Here is a 15,744-nt window from a genome sequence, read left to right on the forward strand (position 1 = left end):
ATGACGCTGATTCTGTTGCCCGCTGTCGACGTGGTCGACGGCCGTGCGGTGCGCCTGGTGCAAGGCAAGGCCGGCAGTGAAACCGAGTACGGTTCAGCGCTGGACGCCGCCCTGGGCTGGCAGCGCGACGGGACCGATTGGATCCACTTGGTCGACTTGGACGCCGCGTTCGGCCGCGGCTCCAACCGCGAACTGCTCGCCGAGGTGGTGGGCAAACTTGACGTCCACGTTGAACTGTCCGGAGGCATTCGCGACGACGACTCCCTGACCGCCGCGCTGGCCACCGGTTGCGCCCGGGTCAATCTCGGCACCGCCGCCCTGGAGAACCCGCAGTGGTGTGCCCGCGCGATCGCCGAACACGGCGACAAGGTCGCCGTCGGGCTGGACGTCCAAATCGTTGATGGTGCACACCGATTGCGTGGGCGTGGTTGGGAGACGGACGGGGGCGACCTGTGGGAAGTGCTGGATCGCCTTGACTCCGAAGGTTGTTCGCGATACGTCGTCACCGACGTCACCAAGGACGGCACGTTGGGCGGCCCCAACCTCGAACTGCTCACCGCCGTCGCAGAGCGCACCGACGCGCCGGTGATCGCCTCCGGCGGCGTGTCCAGCCTCGATGACCTGCGCGCCATCGCGACACTGACCGACCGCGGAGTCGAGGGCGCGATCGTGGGCAAGGCGCTCTACGCTGGCCGGTTCACCTTGCCGCAGGCACTGGCCGCGGTGCGGGAGTAGTTCCGCGATGGATCTTGATGCGTTGGTAGCCAAGGCCGCAACCATCCTGGACGACGCGGTCGAGCCGTTCGTGGCCGGCCACCGCGCTGAGTCGGCGGTGAGCAAAAAGGGCAACGATTTTGCCACCGAGGTCGACCTCGCCATCGAGCGCCAGGTCGTCGACGCCCTCGTGGCGGCCACCGGAATCGAGGTGCACGGCGAAGAATTCGGTGGCGCCGAATTGGATTCGCCGTGGGTGTGGGTGCTTGACCCGATAGACGGGACATTCAACTACGCGGCCGGATCACCGATGGCGGGCATTCTGCTGGGCCTGTTGCGTGAGGGCGTACCGGTGGCAGGTCTGACCTGGTTGCCGTTCATCGGTCAGCACTACACCGCCGTGCTGGACGGCCCGCTGATGAAAAACGGTGTGCCGCAGCCATCGCTGGCCTCCGCCGAGTTGGCGGATGCGCTGGTGGGGGCCGGCTCTTTCAGCGCCGACTCCCGAGGCCGATTCCCGGGCCGCTACCGCGTAGCGGTGTTGGAGAACCTCAGCCGGCTGTCGTCGCGTTTGCGGATGCACGGATCCACCGGCTTGGACCTCGCCTATGTTGCCGATGGAATCCTGGGCGGTGCAATAAGTTTCGGTAGTCACGTGTGGGACCATGCCGCCGGAGTGGTGTTGGTGCGCGCAGCGGGCGGTATCGTCACCGACCTGGCCGGCGAACCGTGGACCCCGGCCTCGCGCTCCGCGTTGGCCGCCGCGCCCGGTGTGCATGCCGAGATTCTCGAGATCTTGCGCAGCACCGGCCAACCCGAGGACTACTGATGGCGACCAGACGCAAAAGCACGCGACACGCCGAGCAAGACGGTGAGTTTGCGTCTGCTCGCGCGTTGGCGGTGCGGGTCATCCCGTGCCTGGACGTCGACGACGGACGCGTGGTGAAGGGCGTGAACTTCGAAAACCTCCGGGATGCAGGCGATCCCGTCGAACTCGCCGCCGCCTACGACGCCGAGGGCGCCGACGAACTCACCTTTCTCGACGTGACCGCATCGTCATCGGGGCGCGCCACCATGCTCGACGTAGTACGCCGCACCGCCGAGCAGGTGTTCATCCCGCTCACCGTGGGCGGCGGCGTGCGCACCGTCGCCGACGTCGACATCCTGCTGCGCGCGGGGGCCGACAAAGTTTCGGTCAACACCGCCGCTATCGCACGCCCGGACTTGCTGGCCGAAATGGCAAGGCAATTCGGCTCGCAGTGCATCGTGTTGTCCGTCGATGCGCGAACGGTGCCGCAAGGATCGGCCCCGACACCGTCGGGCTGGGAAGTCACCACCCACGGCGGTCGCCGTGGCACGGGTATCGACGCGATCGAGTGGGCCACCCGGGGTGCTGAACTGGGCGTGGGGGAGATCCTGCTCAACTCGATGGATGCCGACGGCACCAAAGCCGGATTCGATCTGGCGATGCTGCAGGCGGTACGCGCGGCGGTCAGCGTGCCGGTGATCGCCAGCGGTGGTGCCGGCGCGGTGGATCACTTCGCGCCAGCGGTCGAGGCCGGAGCCGATGCGGTGTTGGCCGCCAGCGTCTTTCACTTTCGCGAGCTGACCATCGGGCAGGTGAAGGCCGCGATGGCAGCGGAGAAGATCACAGTGCGGATCACCACATGACGCTCGACCCGAAAATCGCTGCGCGGCTGAAGCGTAACGCCGACGGCTTGTTCACCGCGGTGGTGCAGGAACGCGGCACCGGCGACGTGTTGATGGTCGCCTGGATGGACGACGATGCGTTGGCCCGCACATTGGAAACCCGTGAGGCAACCTACTTTTCGCGCTCACGCGGCGAACAGTGGATCAAGGGCGCCACCTCCGGGCACACTCAGCACGTCCATTCGGTGCGACTGGACTGTGACGGCGATGCCGTGCTGCTGACCGTCGACCAGGTGGGCGGTGCATGCCATACCGGCGATCACACCTGCTTTGATGCCGCGGTGCTGCTAGGTCCTGACTAGCGCGGGCCGACGTCCAGTCCGTAGACGGCCGCCAACGCGGCACGTGTCCATTCCCGCTTGTCGACGGCCGGGGCGATCCGCTCGGTGCGGATTTCCTCGACGTCGATGGGCTTGCCGATGACAACCGCGGCAGGCACATGGAAGACGAATGAACGCCGTTCCGTCGAGATGGCCAGCATCGCGTCCTTATCGGTGAAACCGTTGGCGTGCATGACATTTTCGGCCCAGGCCATCGGCCTGATCCCGCCGAAGTCCCTGACGTACACGACCCACAGTTGGGTGCCCCGTGAGTCGAAAAGCTTCTGGACGGCACGCTCGATGACCCCGTGCTCGGCGGGCTTCAACACACGCGCTTCGTCGGTGACGAAACTGTTCAGCCGCAGTGCCGACGGCGTCGCGCTGCTGTTAGACGGTGTCGTCAGCCGTGGGGTGCCGGGCTGCCGCGACGGACTCGCCGATTGGTGCTCGGATCCGCCGCGCAGCACCACGAATCCGAGGACCGCGGCCACCGCCACCAGCGCGACCGCCACCAACGCGGCGACCAAGGTCGCCCGGCCGACGCCGCGTCGTGCGGGTGGCGCCATCAGGGGCGGGCCGCCCATTTCCGAAGGCATCGTCGGTGGCTGCGGAGCGACGGCCATCCTTGCCTGGCCGCCGAGCGCGGCCGCGAAATCCGAGCAGGACGCAAACCGGGCCGACCGGTCCTTGGCGAGCGCTCGGGCAATCACCGGATCGAGGTGAGCCAATTCCGGTCGCAGGGCGCTCAGCGACGGCGGCGGAGCCGACAGATGCTGACTGATCACCACCGCCGGGTTGGCATTGTGGAACGGGGCAATACCGGTCAACAGTTGAAATGCGGTGCATCCCAGCGCGTACTGGTCGGCGCGGCCGTCGAGGTCGGACCCCTGCAGCTGCTCCGGCGAGCAATACGCGGCGGTCCCCATCAGCATGCCGGTGGCGGTCAGCCCGCTCACGTCGTCCTGCTGCCGGGCGATCCCGAAATCGGCGAGCAGAATCCGTCGCCGCGGGTTGGCTTCGCCCAACAGAATGTTGGCGGGTTTGACGTCGCGGTGCAGCAGTCCGCGGGCGTGCGCGTAATCGAGTGCATCGGCGACAGCCGCGACGATCTCGATCACGTCGGGCAGCGGCAGCCCGGTGGGGTACTGGTCGTGCAGCAGCCACGCCGCGTCAGTTCCCTCCACGTAGTCCATCGACAACCACAGTTGCCCGTGATACTCGCCGCGGTCGTGGATGCCGACGATGTGCTGGTTGTAGAGGCTGCCGGCCAGATCGGCCTCGCGGTTGAAGCGCTGTCGATATTCCAGATTCGAGGTGAAATCGGCAGGCAGGATTTTCAGTGCATCGCGTCGCGGAAGACGGGGATGCTGAGCCAGGTAGACCTCGCCCATGCCGCCGGCACCCAGGCGCCGCACGATGGTGTAGCCGGCGAAAAGTTCGCCTGCCCGGAGGCTTCCGCCCTCGTCAGCGCTTGTCGGCATGTGCAGCATGCTACTGAGTCGCCGCGTTGGTGCGGGGAGCGTTGCGGGTTCAGCGGCTACGCAGTGTTTCCAGCGCCTTATCCGCGTGGGTGTCCATGCTGATCTCACTGGAAATTACGTTGAGCACTCTGCTGTCGGTGTCGATGACGAACGTGGTCCGCTTGACGGGCAGAAACTTGCCGAGCAGGCCGCGCTTGACGCCGAACTGGGTGGCGACAGTGCCTTCGCTGTCCGACAGCAGCGGATAGTCGAAATGCTGCGTATCGGCGAATTTGGCCTGCTTCTGGACCGGATCGGTGCTGATCCCGACACGGTTGGCGCCGGCCGAGGCGAATTCGGAGGCCAGGTCGCGGAAGTGGCAGGCCTCCTTGGTGCAGCCCGGCGTCATGGCCGCCGGATAGAAGAACAGCACCACGGGACCGTCGGCGAGTAGCTCGCTGAGCCTGCGTGGCGTACCCGTCTGATCGGGAAGCTCGAAGTCGGCCACGGTGTCACCAATTTTCATGGTCGCAACGCTACGCGGCCGGTCACCGAGCCATCTGATTGGATGGTTCGGTGCACGCCAACCTTGCAGCCACGACCACGCGCGAGGACTTTCGCGTGCTGGCCGCCGAGCACCGAGTGGTTCCCGTGACCCGCAAAGTCTTGGCCGACAGTGAGACTCCGCTCTCGGCATACCGCAAGCTCGCCGCCAACCGCCCCGGCACGTTCCTGCTCGAGTCGGCTGAGAACGGACGCTCATGGTCGCGCTGGTCGTTCATCGGCGCCGGTTCGCCGACGGCGTTGACCGTGCGGGACGGGCATGCCGTTTGGCTGGGCGCGGTGCCCAAGGACGCGCCCTCCGGCGGGGATCCGTTGGATGCGTTGCGGGCCACGCTGGATGTGTTGGCGACGGCAGCGCTGCCGGGTCTGCCGCCCTTGTCCGGTGGCATGGTGGGCTATTTCGCCTACGACATGGTGCGTCGCCTCGAGCGGCTGCCCGAATTGGCCGTCAACGACCTGCAGCTGCCGGACATGCTGTTGCTGCTGGCCACCGATTTGGCTGCCGTCGATCACCACGAGGGCACCATCACGCTGATCGCTAACGCGGTGAACTGGAATGGCACCGACGAGCGCGTGGATTGCGCCTACGACGACGCGGTGGCGCGCCTTGACGTGATGACCGCGGCGCTCGGTCAGCCGCTACCGTCGACGGTATCCACGTTCAGCAAGCCCGAGCCACGCCACCGTGCGCAGCGCACCGTCGAGGAGTACGGAGCGATCGTCGACCATCTGGTGGAACAGATCGCGGCCGGCGAGGCTTTCCAGGTGGTGCCGTCGCAGCGATTCGAGATGGACACCGCCGTCGACCCCATCGATGTGTATCGCATGCTGCGGGTGACCAATCCGAGCCCGTACATGTACCTGCTCCAAATCCCCGATAGTGATGGCGCCGTTGACTTTTCGATCGTCGGCTCTAGTCCGGAAGCGTTGGTCACCGTGCAGGACGGCCGGGCCACGACGCACCCGATCGCCGGCACCCGGTGGCGGGGCGAGACCGACGAGGAAGACGTGTTGCTGGAAAAGGAGTTGCTGGCCGACGACAAGGAACTCGCCGAGCACCTGATGTTGGTCGACCTGGGCCGAAACGACCTGGGTCGGGTGTGCACCCCGGGCACCGTGCGCGTCGAGGACTACAGCCACATCGAACGCTACAGCCACGTGATGCACCTGGTGTCCACGGTGACGGGGCTGCTCGCCGAGGGCCAGACCGCGCTGGATGCGGTGACCGCGTGCTTCCCGGCCGGCACCCTGTCCGGCGCTCCGAAGGTGCGGGCCATGGAGTTGATCGAGGAGGTCGAGAAGACCCGCCGCGGTCTGTACGGCGGAGTCGTCGGCTACCTCGACTTCGCCGGTAATGCCGACTTCGCGATCGCTATCCGCACCGCGCTGATGCGTCGCGGCACCGCTTACGTGCAGGCGGGTGGCGGAGTGGTCGCCGACTCCAACGGGCCCTATGAGTACAACGAGTCAAGGAACAAGGCGCGTGCGGTGCTCAACGCGATCGCCGCAGCCGAGACGCTGACCGTCCCGGGTGTGGATATAGGTGACTGATACCGGACGCCGCGGTCGGCTGACGACCGGGATCGCCCAGTTGCTGCTGGTGGTCGCAGCGGGCGCGCTGTGGGCTGCGTCCCGATTGACCTGGGTGGTTATCCGGTCGTTCGACGGGCTGGGACCGCCTAAAGAGATCGCACTTTCCGGGGCGACTTGGTCGAGCGCGCTGGTGCCGCTGGCGATTGTGAACCTGGCCGCAGCGGTCGCCGCGCTCGCTGTGCGCGGCTGGCAATTGCATGCACTGGCGGCGCTGTTGGCGGTCGCGAGTTTCACGATCGGCTATCTGGGCGTCAGTCTGTGGGCTGTTCCCGACGTGGCCGCGCGCGGCGCGGACCTCGCCCACGTCCCGGTGGCGACGCTGGTGGGCAGTGCGCGTCAGTACCTTGGCGCCGGAATTACGGTGGCGGCTGCGCTGTGCACTCTGCTCGCCGCGGCATTGTTGATGCGTGCCGCGCGCCAGCCCGGTGGCGCGGCGCGGACGGGCAGCACAAAGTATCTGGCACCAGGTGCCCGTCGGTCCGCGGCGCGCAATCACGACCTCAACCAGGACCACGAGGACCACACGGGCGCCGAATCCGCGGACTCCCAGCCATCGGAACGGATGATTTGGGACGCTCTCGATGAGGGCCGGGACCTTACCGATCGGCCGCACGACTCGGACTCCGAGGGGCGGTGACGGACCCTGTCGCGGGAGTCGCTACCCTTCTTGCACGTCGTCGAAACGGGATGGCGGGCGTGGGGTGACCCAGAGTCGCAGTGGGTTACAGAATGAAGGGAACCGCAGGTATGAGTCCGGCCAACGTGCTTGACTCCATTCTTGAGGGAGTCCGGGCCGACGTTGCCGCGCGCGAAGCCCGCGTGAGTCTTTCAGAAATCAAGGCCGCGGCCGCTGCGGCGCCGCCGCCACGCGATGTCATGGCCGCGCTGCGCGAGCCGGGCATCGGCGTCATTGCCGAGGTGAAGCGCGCCAGCCCGTCGAAGGGTCCGCTGGCAACCATCGCAGACCCCGCCAAGTTGGCCCGCGCCTACGAAGATGGCGGCGCACGGATCATCAGTGTGCTGACCGAGGAACGACGGTTCAACGGCTCGCTCGACGATCTTGACGCGGTGCGCGCCGCCGTGTCGATTCCGGTGTTACGCAAGGACTTTGTGGTGCAGCCGTATCAGATCCACGAGGCCCGCGCCCACGGTGCCGACATGCTGCTGCTGATCGTTGCCGCACTGGATCAGTCGGCGCTGGTATCGATGCTCGACCGCACCGAGTCACTGGGCATGACCGCACTCGTCGAGGTGCACACCGAAGAGGAAGCCGACCGCGCTTTGAAGGCAGGCGCCAACGTGATCGGCGTCAATGCCCGTGACCTCACCACGCTCGAAGTCGACCGCGACTGCTTCGCGCGAATCGCACCCGGCCTGCCCAGCAAGGTGATCAGGGTCGCCGAATCCGGCGTGCGTCACACCGGCGATCTGTTGGCCTACGCTGGCGCGGGTGCTGATGCTGTGTTGGTTGGTGAAGGTCTGGTCAAGAGCGGCGACCCCCGAGCGGCGGTCGCCGATCTCGTTACCGCGGGCACCCATCCATCCTGTCCAAAACCGGCTCGCTAGCCGTTGACGTGCTGCACGCGCACTGAGTCTTTGTGATGGCAGACCTATCCCGGCCGGATATTCCGCGCACCAGTGCCGCCGTCGTCGAACGAACCAGTCACGATCCCGATGCGGGCGGACATTTCGGCGTCTACGGTGGCCGCTACGTTCCCGAGGCGCTGATGGCGGTGATCGAAGAGGTCACCACCGCCTACGAAAAGGAACGCGTCGACCAGGATTTCCTGGACACCCTCGATAAGTTGCAGGCCCACTACGCCGGCCGTCCGTCGCCGTTGTACGAGACGACCCGACTGGGTGAGCATGCGGGGTCGGCGCGCATATTTCTCAAACGAGAAGACCTGAACCACACGGGATCTCACAAGATCAACAATGTCCTGGGCCAGGCGTTGCTGGCTCGTCGGATGGGCAAAACGCGAGTCATTGCCGAGACCGGCGCTGGCCAACACGGTGTCGCGACCGCCACCGCATGTGCGCTGCTTGGGCTGGATTGCATTATCTACATGGGGGCGGTCGACACCGCGCGCCAGGCGCTCAACGTCGCACGGATGCGACTGCTCGGTGCCCGGGTGGTGTCAGTGGAGACCGGGTCCAGGACGCTCAAAGACGCCATCAACGAGGCGTTCCGCGACTGGGTCACCAACGCCCACAACACTTATTACTGCTTCGGCACCGCCGCTGGGCCGCATCCCTTCCCGACCATGGTCCGCGATTTCCAGCGCATCATCGGTCTGGAGACACGGGTGCAGATTCAAGCGCAGGCGGGCCGCCTTCCCGACGCGGTGGTGGCCTGCGTCGGTGGCGGATCCAATGCGATCGGCATCTTCCACGCGTTCATTGACGATCCGGGTGTCCGGTTGGTGGGGTATGAAGCGGCCGGCGACGGCGTCGAAACCGGCCGACACGCAGCCACGTTCACCGGTGGCTCGCCCGGCGCGTTCCAGGGTTCCTACTCCTACCTGTTGCAGGACGAGGATGGTCAGACGATCGAATCGCACTCCATCTCGGCGGGTTTGGACTATCCGGGGGTGGGTCCCGAACATGCGTGGCTCAAAGAGACTGGGCGAGTGCAGTATGAGCCCATCACCGACACCGAGGCGATGGAAGCGTTCGGCTTGCTGTCTCGATCCGAAGGCATCATCCCGGCAATCGAATCCGCCCATGCGGTGGCCGGCGCCCTGAAGCTGGGCGCCGAAATGGGAAGGGACGCGGTCATTGTGGTGAACCTGTCGGGCCGTGGCGACAAGGACGTGGAAACCGCCGCGAAGTGGTTCGGCTTGCTGGACAACTGATGACGGTGCAGCACAGTGAGAAAAGCAGGCTGGGACCGCTATTCGATTCGTGCCGCACGGATAACCGTGCGGCACTGATCGGTTACCTGCCGACCGGTTATCCCGACGTGCCGACCTCGCTGCAGGCGATGACGACACTGGTCGAATCCGGTTGCGACATCATCGAAGTCGGGGTGCCCTACTCCGACCCCGGGATGGACGGGCCCACTATCCAGCGAGCCACCGAGCAGGCGCTGAGCGGGGGAGTGCGGGTCCGCGACAGCTTGGCAGCGGTCGAGGCAATCAGTGCAGCCGGTGGTGATGCCGTGGTGATGACCTACTGGAATCCGGTACTGCGCTACGGCGTCGACGCGTTCGCGCGTGACCTCGCGGCGGCGGGCGGGCGGGGATTGATCACTCCTGACCTGATTCCCGACGAAGCGCAACAGTGGATTGCGGCGTCCGAGAAGTACGGCTTGGACCGCATCTTCTTGGTGGCGCCCGCATCGACGCCCGAACGGTTGGCGAGCACCGTCGAAGCTGCGCGCGGGTTCGTCTACGCGGCATCGACGATGGGTGTGACGGGCGCACGTGATGCGGTTTCGACCGCCGCACCGGAACTGGTTGGGAGGGTGAAGGCAGTGTCTGACATACCCGTTGGTGTGGGACTCGGTGTTCGGTCCGGGGATCAGGCCGCGCAGATCGGTAGCTATGCCGACGGGGTGATCGTCGGCTCGGCACTGGTTTCGGCGTTAGGTGAGGGGCTGCCCGAGTTGCGCACGTTGACCGAGGAATTGGCTGCCGGAGTGCGGCGAAGGAAGTCCGCATGACAACCACCTGGCTCGCCTACATTCCCAGCCCGCCCCGCGGGGTCTGGCACCTTGGCCCGCTGCCCATTCGGGCCTACGCGTTCTTCATCATCACCGGCATCGTGGTTGCGCTATTGATCAGCGACCGACGCTGGGTGGCCCGCGGCGGCGAGCGCGGAGTCATCTACGACATCGCGCTATGGATGGTGCCGTTCGGTTTGATCGGTGGCCGCCTCTACCACTTGGCGACGGATTGGCAGACCTATTGGGGTCCCGGAGGCGCCGGACTTGCTGCGGCGCTTCGGATCTGGGATGGCGGCCTGGGCATCTGGGGTGCGGTAGCGCTCGGTGCGGTCGGGGCCTGGATCGGTTGTCGGCGGCATGGCGTCCCGCTGCCGCCGTTTCTCGACGCGGTAGCGCCAGGAGTGGTGTTGGCGCAAGCGATCGGCCGACTCGGGAATTACTTCAACCAAGAGCTATACGGTCGCAAGACGACGGTGCCATGGGGCTTGGAGATTTATAACCGTAAGGATCCGTCCGGATACGTCGATGTTCATTCGCTCGACGGCGTCTCGACAGGAGACGTCGCATTCGTCGTGCATCCGACGTTTCTTTACGAATTGCTATGGAATCTATTGGTTTTCGGCGCGTTGCTTTACCTGGACCGTCGATTCAGGCTGAACCACGGTCGGCTTTTCGCTTCATACGTGGCTCTGTATTGCGTCGGCCGATTCGCGGTGGAATTGATGCGCGATGACACCGCCACCCACATCGCCGGCATCCGGATCAACACGTTCACATCGACATTCGTCTTCATCGGCGCCGTCGTCTACATCATCTTGGCGCCGAAGGACCGCCTCGATCCGGCGACGCTGCGTAGCCGCTGGGCCCGGGATGACGAGGAGGTACCCGAAGCCGAGCTCGCCGAGGAACTGGTAACTGCGGGGAGTGCCGCCGCAGCCGGGTCGACTGTCGCCGCCGACGGACCGGATGCGACGGACACGGTCGAAGCGGATGTGGTTGTAGAGGCCGACGCTGCGGAGCCGGAGACCGATCAGGCCGAGTCCGTCGACGATGCGGAGGCAGTGGCTGAAGCGGGGGAGGTCTCGACGCTGGAGCCTGCGGACGAGGCTGAGGTTGCCGACGAGGGTGAGGGCGGAGCCGCAGTAGCGGAGGCGGACGCTGAGGCGCTGGAGCCTGCGGACGAGGCTGAGGCTCTCGAGGACCCTGAGGCTCTCGACGACGCTGAAGCGGAACCCGCCGTCGGGGAGGCCGAGGGCGCCGAGGCTGTCGACGAAGTGCAGACGGAAGCCGAGGTGGCGGAGCCGGCCGCCGAGGAAGTCGAGGAAGTCGAGGGCGCCGAGGCCGTCGACGAGGTGGAGGCGGAAGCTGCGGTCGCGGAGGCGGCGGATGCCGAAGTGGCGGAGCCGGCCGACGAGGTCGAGGAAGCCGAGACCGTCGACGATGTGGAGGCGGAAGCCGCGGTCGCGGAGGCGGCGGATGCCGAAGTGGCGGAGCCGGCCGACGAGGTCGAGGAAGCCGTCGACGCCGCGGCTGAGGAAGCCGAGCTCGATGAGCCTGAAGCGGCGGTGGTCACCGAGCAAGCTGAGGTGATCGAGCCCGCGGCCGAAGCGCCCGACACCGAGGTCGAACCTCAGGCCGAACCCACCGCGACACCCAGTGCCCGTGTTCACCCCCTGCTTGAGAGCGAGGTTGTCGAGGCCGAGTCGGCTTCCGACGGCGGCGACGAGGCCGCGGCAGATGAGGCTGACTCCGACGGTGGTGACGAAGCCGCGGCAGATGAGGCTAAGGCTGACTCCGCTGGTGGCGACGAGGCCGTGGCGGATGAGGAGGTCGAGGCTGACTCTGCTCTGGGCGAAGAAGCCGCACCGGATGAGGTCGACGACGCCGAGAGCGATGAGGTGGAGACTGACTCCGCGGATGGCGCTGAAGGTGACGACGAAGCGACGGCAGATGAGGCGACGGACGTTTCGCCCGACGAGCCCGAGCCCTCGGTTGACGAGCCGATGGAGACAGAGCAGCAGAGCGAAGCGGCGACATCTTCAGCCGCGGCTCCCGAGAGCGCTGGCACCGCGCGGCAGCGTTGGCGGCTCCGGTTCCGCCGACAGCGCCCCTAACGGCGCACTGCACCACGAAACACCCTGTGCCACAACCTGTTCAGTGGCAATTGCATTCTCAACGAATGGCGCCTTTTGGCGCGATCCCAGTTCCGTTGTGGCCGTGAGCGTTCTGGTGTCATCGGTGGCGATGCCAAGAACGAGTCGTCCTACATCACGCCAGATCCCTCCCGTCAACGGCGAAGGTCGAACATGACCGCCACGAGCGGTGCGGATCAGGCGCTGCCTTTGAAGCCGCGAGCCGGTCGAGTTCAGCGCGAATTTTGATACGTGCCTGCGCTTTCCAGCGCGCGTCGGCCGCTGGAGTGCGATAGGAACCCGCCCGTGAGAGCGCACATAAGTCAGGGCCCAGGGGGCCAATCTGTCCACGCCCACACCGCGACAGCGAAATCTGGCATGCTGAAACCGTGACTGACCAGTCCTGGCCCGCTGCCGAGCAAGGCCCCCCGCCCCAGCAGCCCGGGCAACCACCGCCATATCCGTCGCAGCCGCAGTACGGGCCCCCCGCCAGGGGTCATGACCCGTCGGCACCCTATGGCCGGCATCCCGTTACCGGGCAACCGTATTCCGACAAGTCGAAGATCATTGCTGGTCTGTTGCAGCTGCTCGGCTTGTTCGGTCTGGTCGGCATCGGCCGCATCTACGCCGGCTACGTAGGGCTTGGAGTCGCGCAATTGCTCGTCGGCTGGGTGACCTTCGGGCTCGGCGCCATCATCTGGGGCATCGTCGATGCGGTGCTGATCCTGACCGACAAGGTCACCGATCCGCAAGGCCGTCCACTGCGTGATGGCACCTGATCCGTCCTTCCCGGTACTACCGAAACAGCAGCGCCGTTATGTGCTCGCCGGCACCGGCGGGCTGCTGACCGGCGCCCTGGCCTACATCGCGCTGGCCGATCCGCACCGGCCGGATTCGCTGTATCCGCAGTGCCCGTTCAAGTTGCTCACCGGCTGGAACTGTCCGGCCTGCGGCGGCCTAAGGATGACCCACGATCTGCTGCACGGTCACCTCGTGGCCAGCATCTATGACAACGTATTCGTCCTGGTCGGCATCCCGTTGCTCGCAGCCTGGATTCTGGTGCGCCGTTTCCAAGGACGATCGTGGTTTCCCGTCATCACGATCCTCACCGTCGTCGTTGCTTCGACGGCGTGGACGGTGCTGCGGAACATGCCCGGCTTCCCCTTGATGCCGACGGTTCTCAGCGGTTGACCAGATAGTTGTGCAAGTCGCGCGTTCCCGACACCCTGATGCCACCCAGCGCGACTATGCTTTGACGTCGTGACTAGACGCGGAAAGATCGTCTGCACCCTTGGGCCGGCCACCCCTTCGGACGACTCAGTCCGAGAACTGGTTGAAGCCGGAATGGACGTCGCCCGAATGAACTTCAGTCACGGCGACTACGCGGACCATGAGGCGGCCTACAACAGGGTCCGGGCGGCGTCCAACGCCACCGGGCGTGCGGTAGGCGTCCTGTGCGACTTACAGGGTCCCAAGCTGAGGCTGGGCCGCTTCGCCAGCGGCTCCACGCGCTGGAACGATGGTGAAACGGTGCGGATCACCGTCGCCGACTGCGAAGGCACCCACGACCGGGTGTCCACCACCTATAAGCGGTTGGCGCAGGATGCAACGCCGGGGGACCGCGTCTTGGTCGATGACGGCAAGGTCGGGTTGCAGGTTGAGAGCGTCGAGGGCGACGACGTGGTGTGCAAGGTCATCGAGGGCGGTCCGGTCAGCAACAACAAAGGGATCTCGCTGCCCGGAATGAACGTCTCGGCTCCTGCCTTGTCCGAAAAGGACATCGAAGACCTGACCTTTGCGATGAAGCTCGGCGTCGACATGGTCGCCCTGTCGTTCGTGCGCTCGCCATCGGATGTCGAGCTCGTCCACGAGGTGATGGACCGGGTGGGACGGCGGGTACCGGTGATCGCCAAGCTGGAGAAACCCGAAGCGATCGACAATCTCGAGGCGATTGTGCTTGCCTTCGACGCCGTGATGGTCGCCCGCGGTGACCTCGGTGTCGAACTGCCGCTTGAAGAGGTCCCTTTGGTGCAGAAGCGGGCCATCCAGATGGCCCGGGAGAACGCCAAGCCGGTCATCGTGGCCACCCAGATGCTCGATTCGATGATCGAAAACTCCCGACCTACCCGCGCCGAGGCGTCCGACGTCGCCAATGCCGTGCTCGACGGCGCCGACGCGCTGATGCTGTCCGGCGAAACCTCGGTCGGCAAGTACCCGCTGCAGGCGGTCAAGACGATGTCGCGGATCGTGTGCGCCGTGGAGGAGAATTCGACAGCCGCGCCGCCGTTGACGCATGTGCCGCGTACTAAACGCGGCGTGATCTCCTACGCCGCCCGCGACATCGGCGAGCGGCTCGATGCCAAAGCGCTCGTTGCTTTCACCCAGTCCGGTGATACGGTGCGTCGATTGGCCCGGCTGCACACCCCGCTGCCGTTGCTGGCCTTCACCGACCTGCCTGAGGTACGCAGCCAGCTCGCGATGACGTGGGGCACCGAGACATTCATCGTCCCGCACATGAAGACGACAGACGGCATGATCCGCGAGGTCGACAGGTCGCTGCTTGAACTCGGCCGCTACAAGCGCGGGGACTTGGTGGTCATCGTCGCCGGCGCGCCTCCCGGTACCGTCGGCTCGACCAACCTGATCCATGTGCACCGGATCGGCGAGGACGACGTCTAGTTGTCGGATTTCGAAGAACTGCTGGCCGTACTGGATCTCGATCGCATCGCAGAAGACCGCTTCTGTGGATCCCATCCCAGCAAGAACCCGATGCGGACCTTCGGCGGACTGCTCGTGGCGCAGTCATTCATCGCCAGCACTCGCACCCTGACCCGCCCGGACCTCCCCCCGAGCGCCTTGTCGGTGCATTTCATCAACGGTGGTGACACCACCAAGGACATCGAATTCCACGTGGTGCGGTTGCGCGACGAGCGTCGCTTCGCCAACCGGCGCGTCGACGCCGTGCAGGACGGGATGCTGCTGTCCACGGCGATGATCTCCTACATGTCCGGCGGGCTCGGCCTCGAACACGGGGTCCAGGCGCCGGAGGTCGCCGATCCCGAAGCGCTGCCGCCGATCAGCGAATTGCTGCGGGGTTACGAAGAAACCGTCCCGCATTTCGTCAACGCGCTACAGCCGGTCGAATGGCGCTACACCAACGACCCAGCCTGGGTGATGCGCGACAAGGGCGAAAGCCTTGCCTACAACCGGGTTTGGCTCAAGGCGCTGGGTGCGATACCCGACGATCCAGTGCTGCACACCGCAACGATGCTCTACTCCTCGGACACCACGGTGTTGGATTCGGTGATTACCACCCATGGCTTGTCGTGGGGTTTTGACCGCATCTTCGCGGCATCGGCCAATCACTCAGTGTGGTTTCACCGTCAGGTCAATTTCGATGACTGGGTGCTGTATTCGACGTCGTCGCCGGTTGCCGCCGATTCGCGCGGGCTGGGCACCGGGCATTTCTTCGATCGTTCCGGGCAGATCATCGCCACCGTGGTGCAAGAAGGCGTGCTGAAGTACTTCCCCGCGCCGAGCAGTCGCAAAGGCACTTAATTCCTCGGCGCGTCGGGTGCTTTCGC

The 15,744-nt window shown here is 65.8% G+C and carries 16 protein-coding genes; 14 read left to right on the plus strand and 2 right to left on the minus strand.

Going from position 1 to position 15,744, the window contains the following annotated elements:
- Genes priA through hisI form a run of 4 tightly spaced genes read left to right on the plus strand, consistent with a single transcriptional unit; the run spans position 1 to position 2,726 of the window.
- Entirely contained in the window at positions 1–735 is a 735-nt protein-coding gene (gene priA / locus A5634_RS11435) for a bifunctional 1-(5-phosphoribosyl)-5-((5-phosphoribosylamino)methylideneamino)imidazole-4-carboxamide isomerase/phosphoribosylanthranilate isomerase PriA (RefSeq protein WP_065144159.1), read from the plus strand.
- 7 nt (positions 736–742) lie between these two features.
- Positions 743–1,543, plus strand: a complete 801-nt coding sequence (locus A5634_RS11440) for an inositol monophosphatase family protein (protein ID WP_065144160.1) — start codon at positions 743–745, stop codon at positions 1,541–1,543.
- The gene (gene hisF / locus A5634_RS11445; RefSeq protein ID WP_253861555.1) at positions 1,543–2,385 is read left to right on the plus strand and encodes an imidazole glycerol phosphate synthase subunit HisF; all 843 of its coding nucleotides are present in this window, start codon (positions 1,543–1,545) and stop codon (positions 2,383–2,385) included. Before A5634_RS11440 ends, hisF begins: the two co-directional genes overlap by 1 nt.
- Entirely contained in the window at positions 2,382–2,726 is a 345-nt protein-coding gene (gene hisI / locus A5634_RS11450; protein ID WP_065144161.1) for a phosphoribosyl-AMP cyclohydrolase, read from the plus strand. Before hisF ends, hisI begins: the two co-directional genes overlap by 4 nt.
- Here the strand turns inward: hisI and A5634_RS11455 are convergent.
- Together A5634_RS11455 and A5634_RS11460 are read right to left on the minus strand one after the other, a co-directional pair.
- Positions 2,723–4,225, minus strand: coding sequence for a serine/threonine-protein kinase (locus tag A5634_RS11455; protein ID WP_065144198.1), 1,503 nt, complete (start codon positions 4,223–4,225; stop codon positions 2,723–2,725). The genes hisI and A5634_RS11455 overlap by 4 nt on opposite strands.
- Before the next feature lie 49 nt (positions 4,226–4,274).
- Positions 4,275–4,730 (minus strand): peroxiredoxin, encoded by a 456-nt coding sequence (locus A5634_RS11460; protein ID WP_065144162.1) that lies wholly within the window; start codon positions 4,728–4,730, stop codon positions 4,275–4,277.
- Positions 4,731–4,780: 50 nt separating this feature from the next.
- Here A5634_RS11460 and A5634_RS11465 point away from each other — a divergent pair, with 50 nt between their 5' ends.
- The 10 genes from A5634_RS11465 to A5634_RS11510 all read left to right on the plus strand — a co-directional run bounded on the left by A5634_RS11465 (position 4,781) and on the right by A5634_RS11510 (position 15,718).
- On the plus strand, positions 4,781–6,319 hold the full coding sequence (locus A5634_RS11465) for an anthranilate synthase component I (protein ID WP_065144163.1): 1,539 nt from the start codon (positions 4,781–4,783) through the stop codon (positions 6,317–6,319).
- Positions 6,312–6,998, plus strand: coding sequence for a TIGR02234 family membrane protein (locus A5634_RS11470; RefSeq protein WP_065144164.1), 687 nt, complete (start codon positions 6,312–6,314; stop codon positions 6,996–6,998). The genes A5634_RS11465 and A5634_RS11470 overlap by 8 nt, the downstream gene beginning before the upstream one ends.
- 110 nt (positions 6,999–7,108) lie before the next feature.
- Entirely contained in the window at positions 7,109–7,927 is an 819-nt protein-coding gene (trpC, locus tag A5634_RS11475; protein ID WP_065144165.1) for an indole-3-glycerol phosphate synthase TrpC, read from the plus strand.
- Between the two features lie 35 nt (positions 7,928–7,962).
- Positions 7,963–9,216, plus strand: coding sequence for a tryptophan synthase subunit beta (trpB, locus tag A5634_RS11480; RefSeq protein WP_065144166.1), 1,254 nt, complete (start codon positions 7,963–7,965; stop codon positions 9,214–9,216).
- Positions 9,216–10,025, plus strand: a complete 810-nt coding sequence (gene trpA / locus A5634_RS11485) for a tryptophan synthase subunit alpha (RefSeq protein WP_065144167.1) — start codon at positions 9,216–9,218, stop codon at positions 10,023–10,025. The genes trpB and trpA overlap by 1 nt, the downstream gene beginning before the upstream one ends.
- The gene (gene lgt / locus A5634_RS11490) at positions 10,022–12,142 is read left to right on the plus strand and encodes a prolipoprotein diacylglyceryl transferase (protein WP_065144168.1); all 2,121 of its coding nucleotides are present in this window, start codon (positions 10,022–10,024) and stop codon (positions 12,140–12,142) included. The genes trpA and lgt overlap by 4 nt, the downstream gene beginning before the upstream one ends.
- Positions 12,143–12,549: 407 nt before the next feature.
- The gene (locus A5634_RS11495; RefSeq protein WP_065144169.1) at positions 12,550–12,939 is read left to right on the plus strand and encodes an NINE protein; all 390 of its coding nucleotides are present in this window, start codon (positions 12,550–12,552) and stop codon (positions 12,937–12,939) included.
- Positions 12,929–13,351: a DUF2752 domain-containing protein gene (locus tag A5634_RS11500; protein WP_065144170.1), complete on the plus strand. Its 423-nt coding sequence runs from the start codon at positions 12,929–12,931 to the stop codon at positions 13,349–13,351. The genes A5634_RS11495 and A5634_RS11500 overlap by 11 nt, the downstream gene beginning before the upstream one ends.
- A gap of 69 nt (positions 13,352–13,420) precedes the next feature.
- Positions 13,421–14,839, plus strand: a complete 1,419-nt coding sequence (gene pyk, locus A5634_RS11505) for a pyruvate kinase (protein ID WP_065144171.1) — start codon at positions 13,421–13,423, stop codon at positions 14,837–14,839.
- Positions 14,840–15,718, plus strand: coding sequence for an acyl-CoA thioesterase II (locus tag A5634_RS11510; RefSeq protein WP_065144172.1), 879 nt, complete (start codon positions 14,840–14,842; stop codon positions 15,716–15,718).
- Positions 15,719–15,744: the final 26 nt, after the last annotated feature.

This window comes from Mycobacterium asiaticum, assembly GCF_001673365.1.
GTDB lineage: Bacteria > Actinomycetota > Actinomycetes > Mycobacteriales > Mycobacteriaceae > Mycobacterium > Mycobacterium asiaticum_A.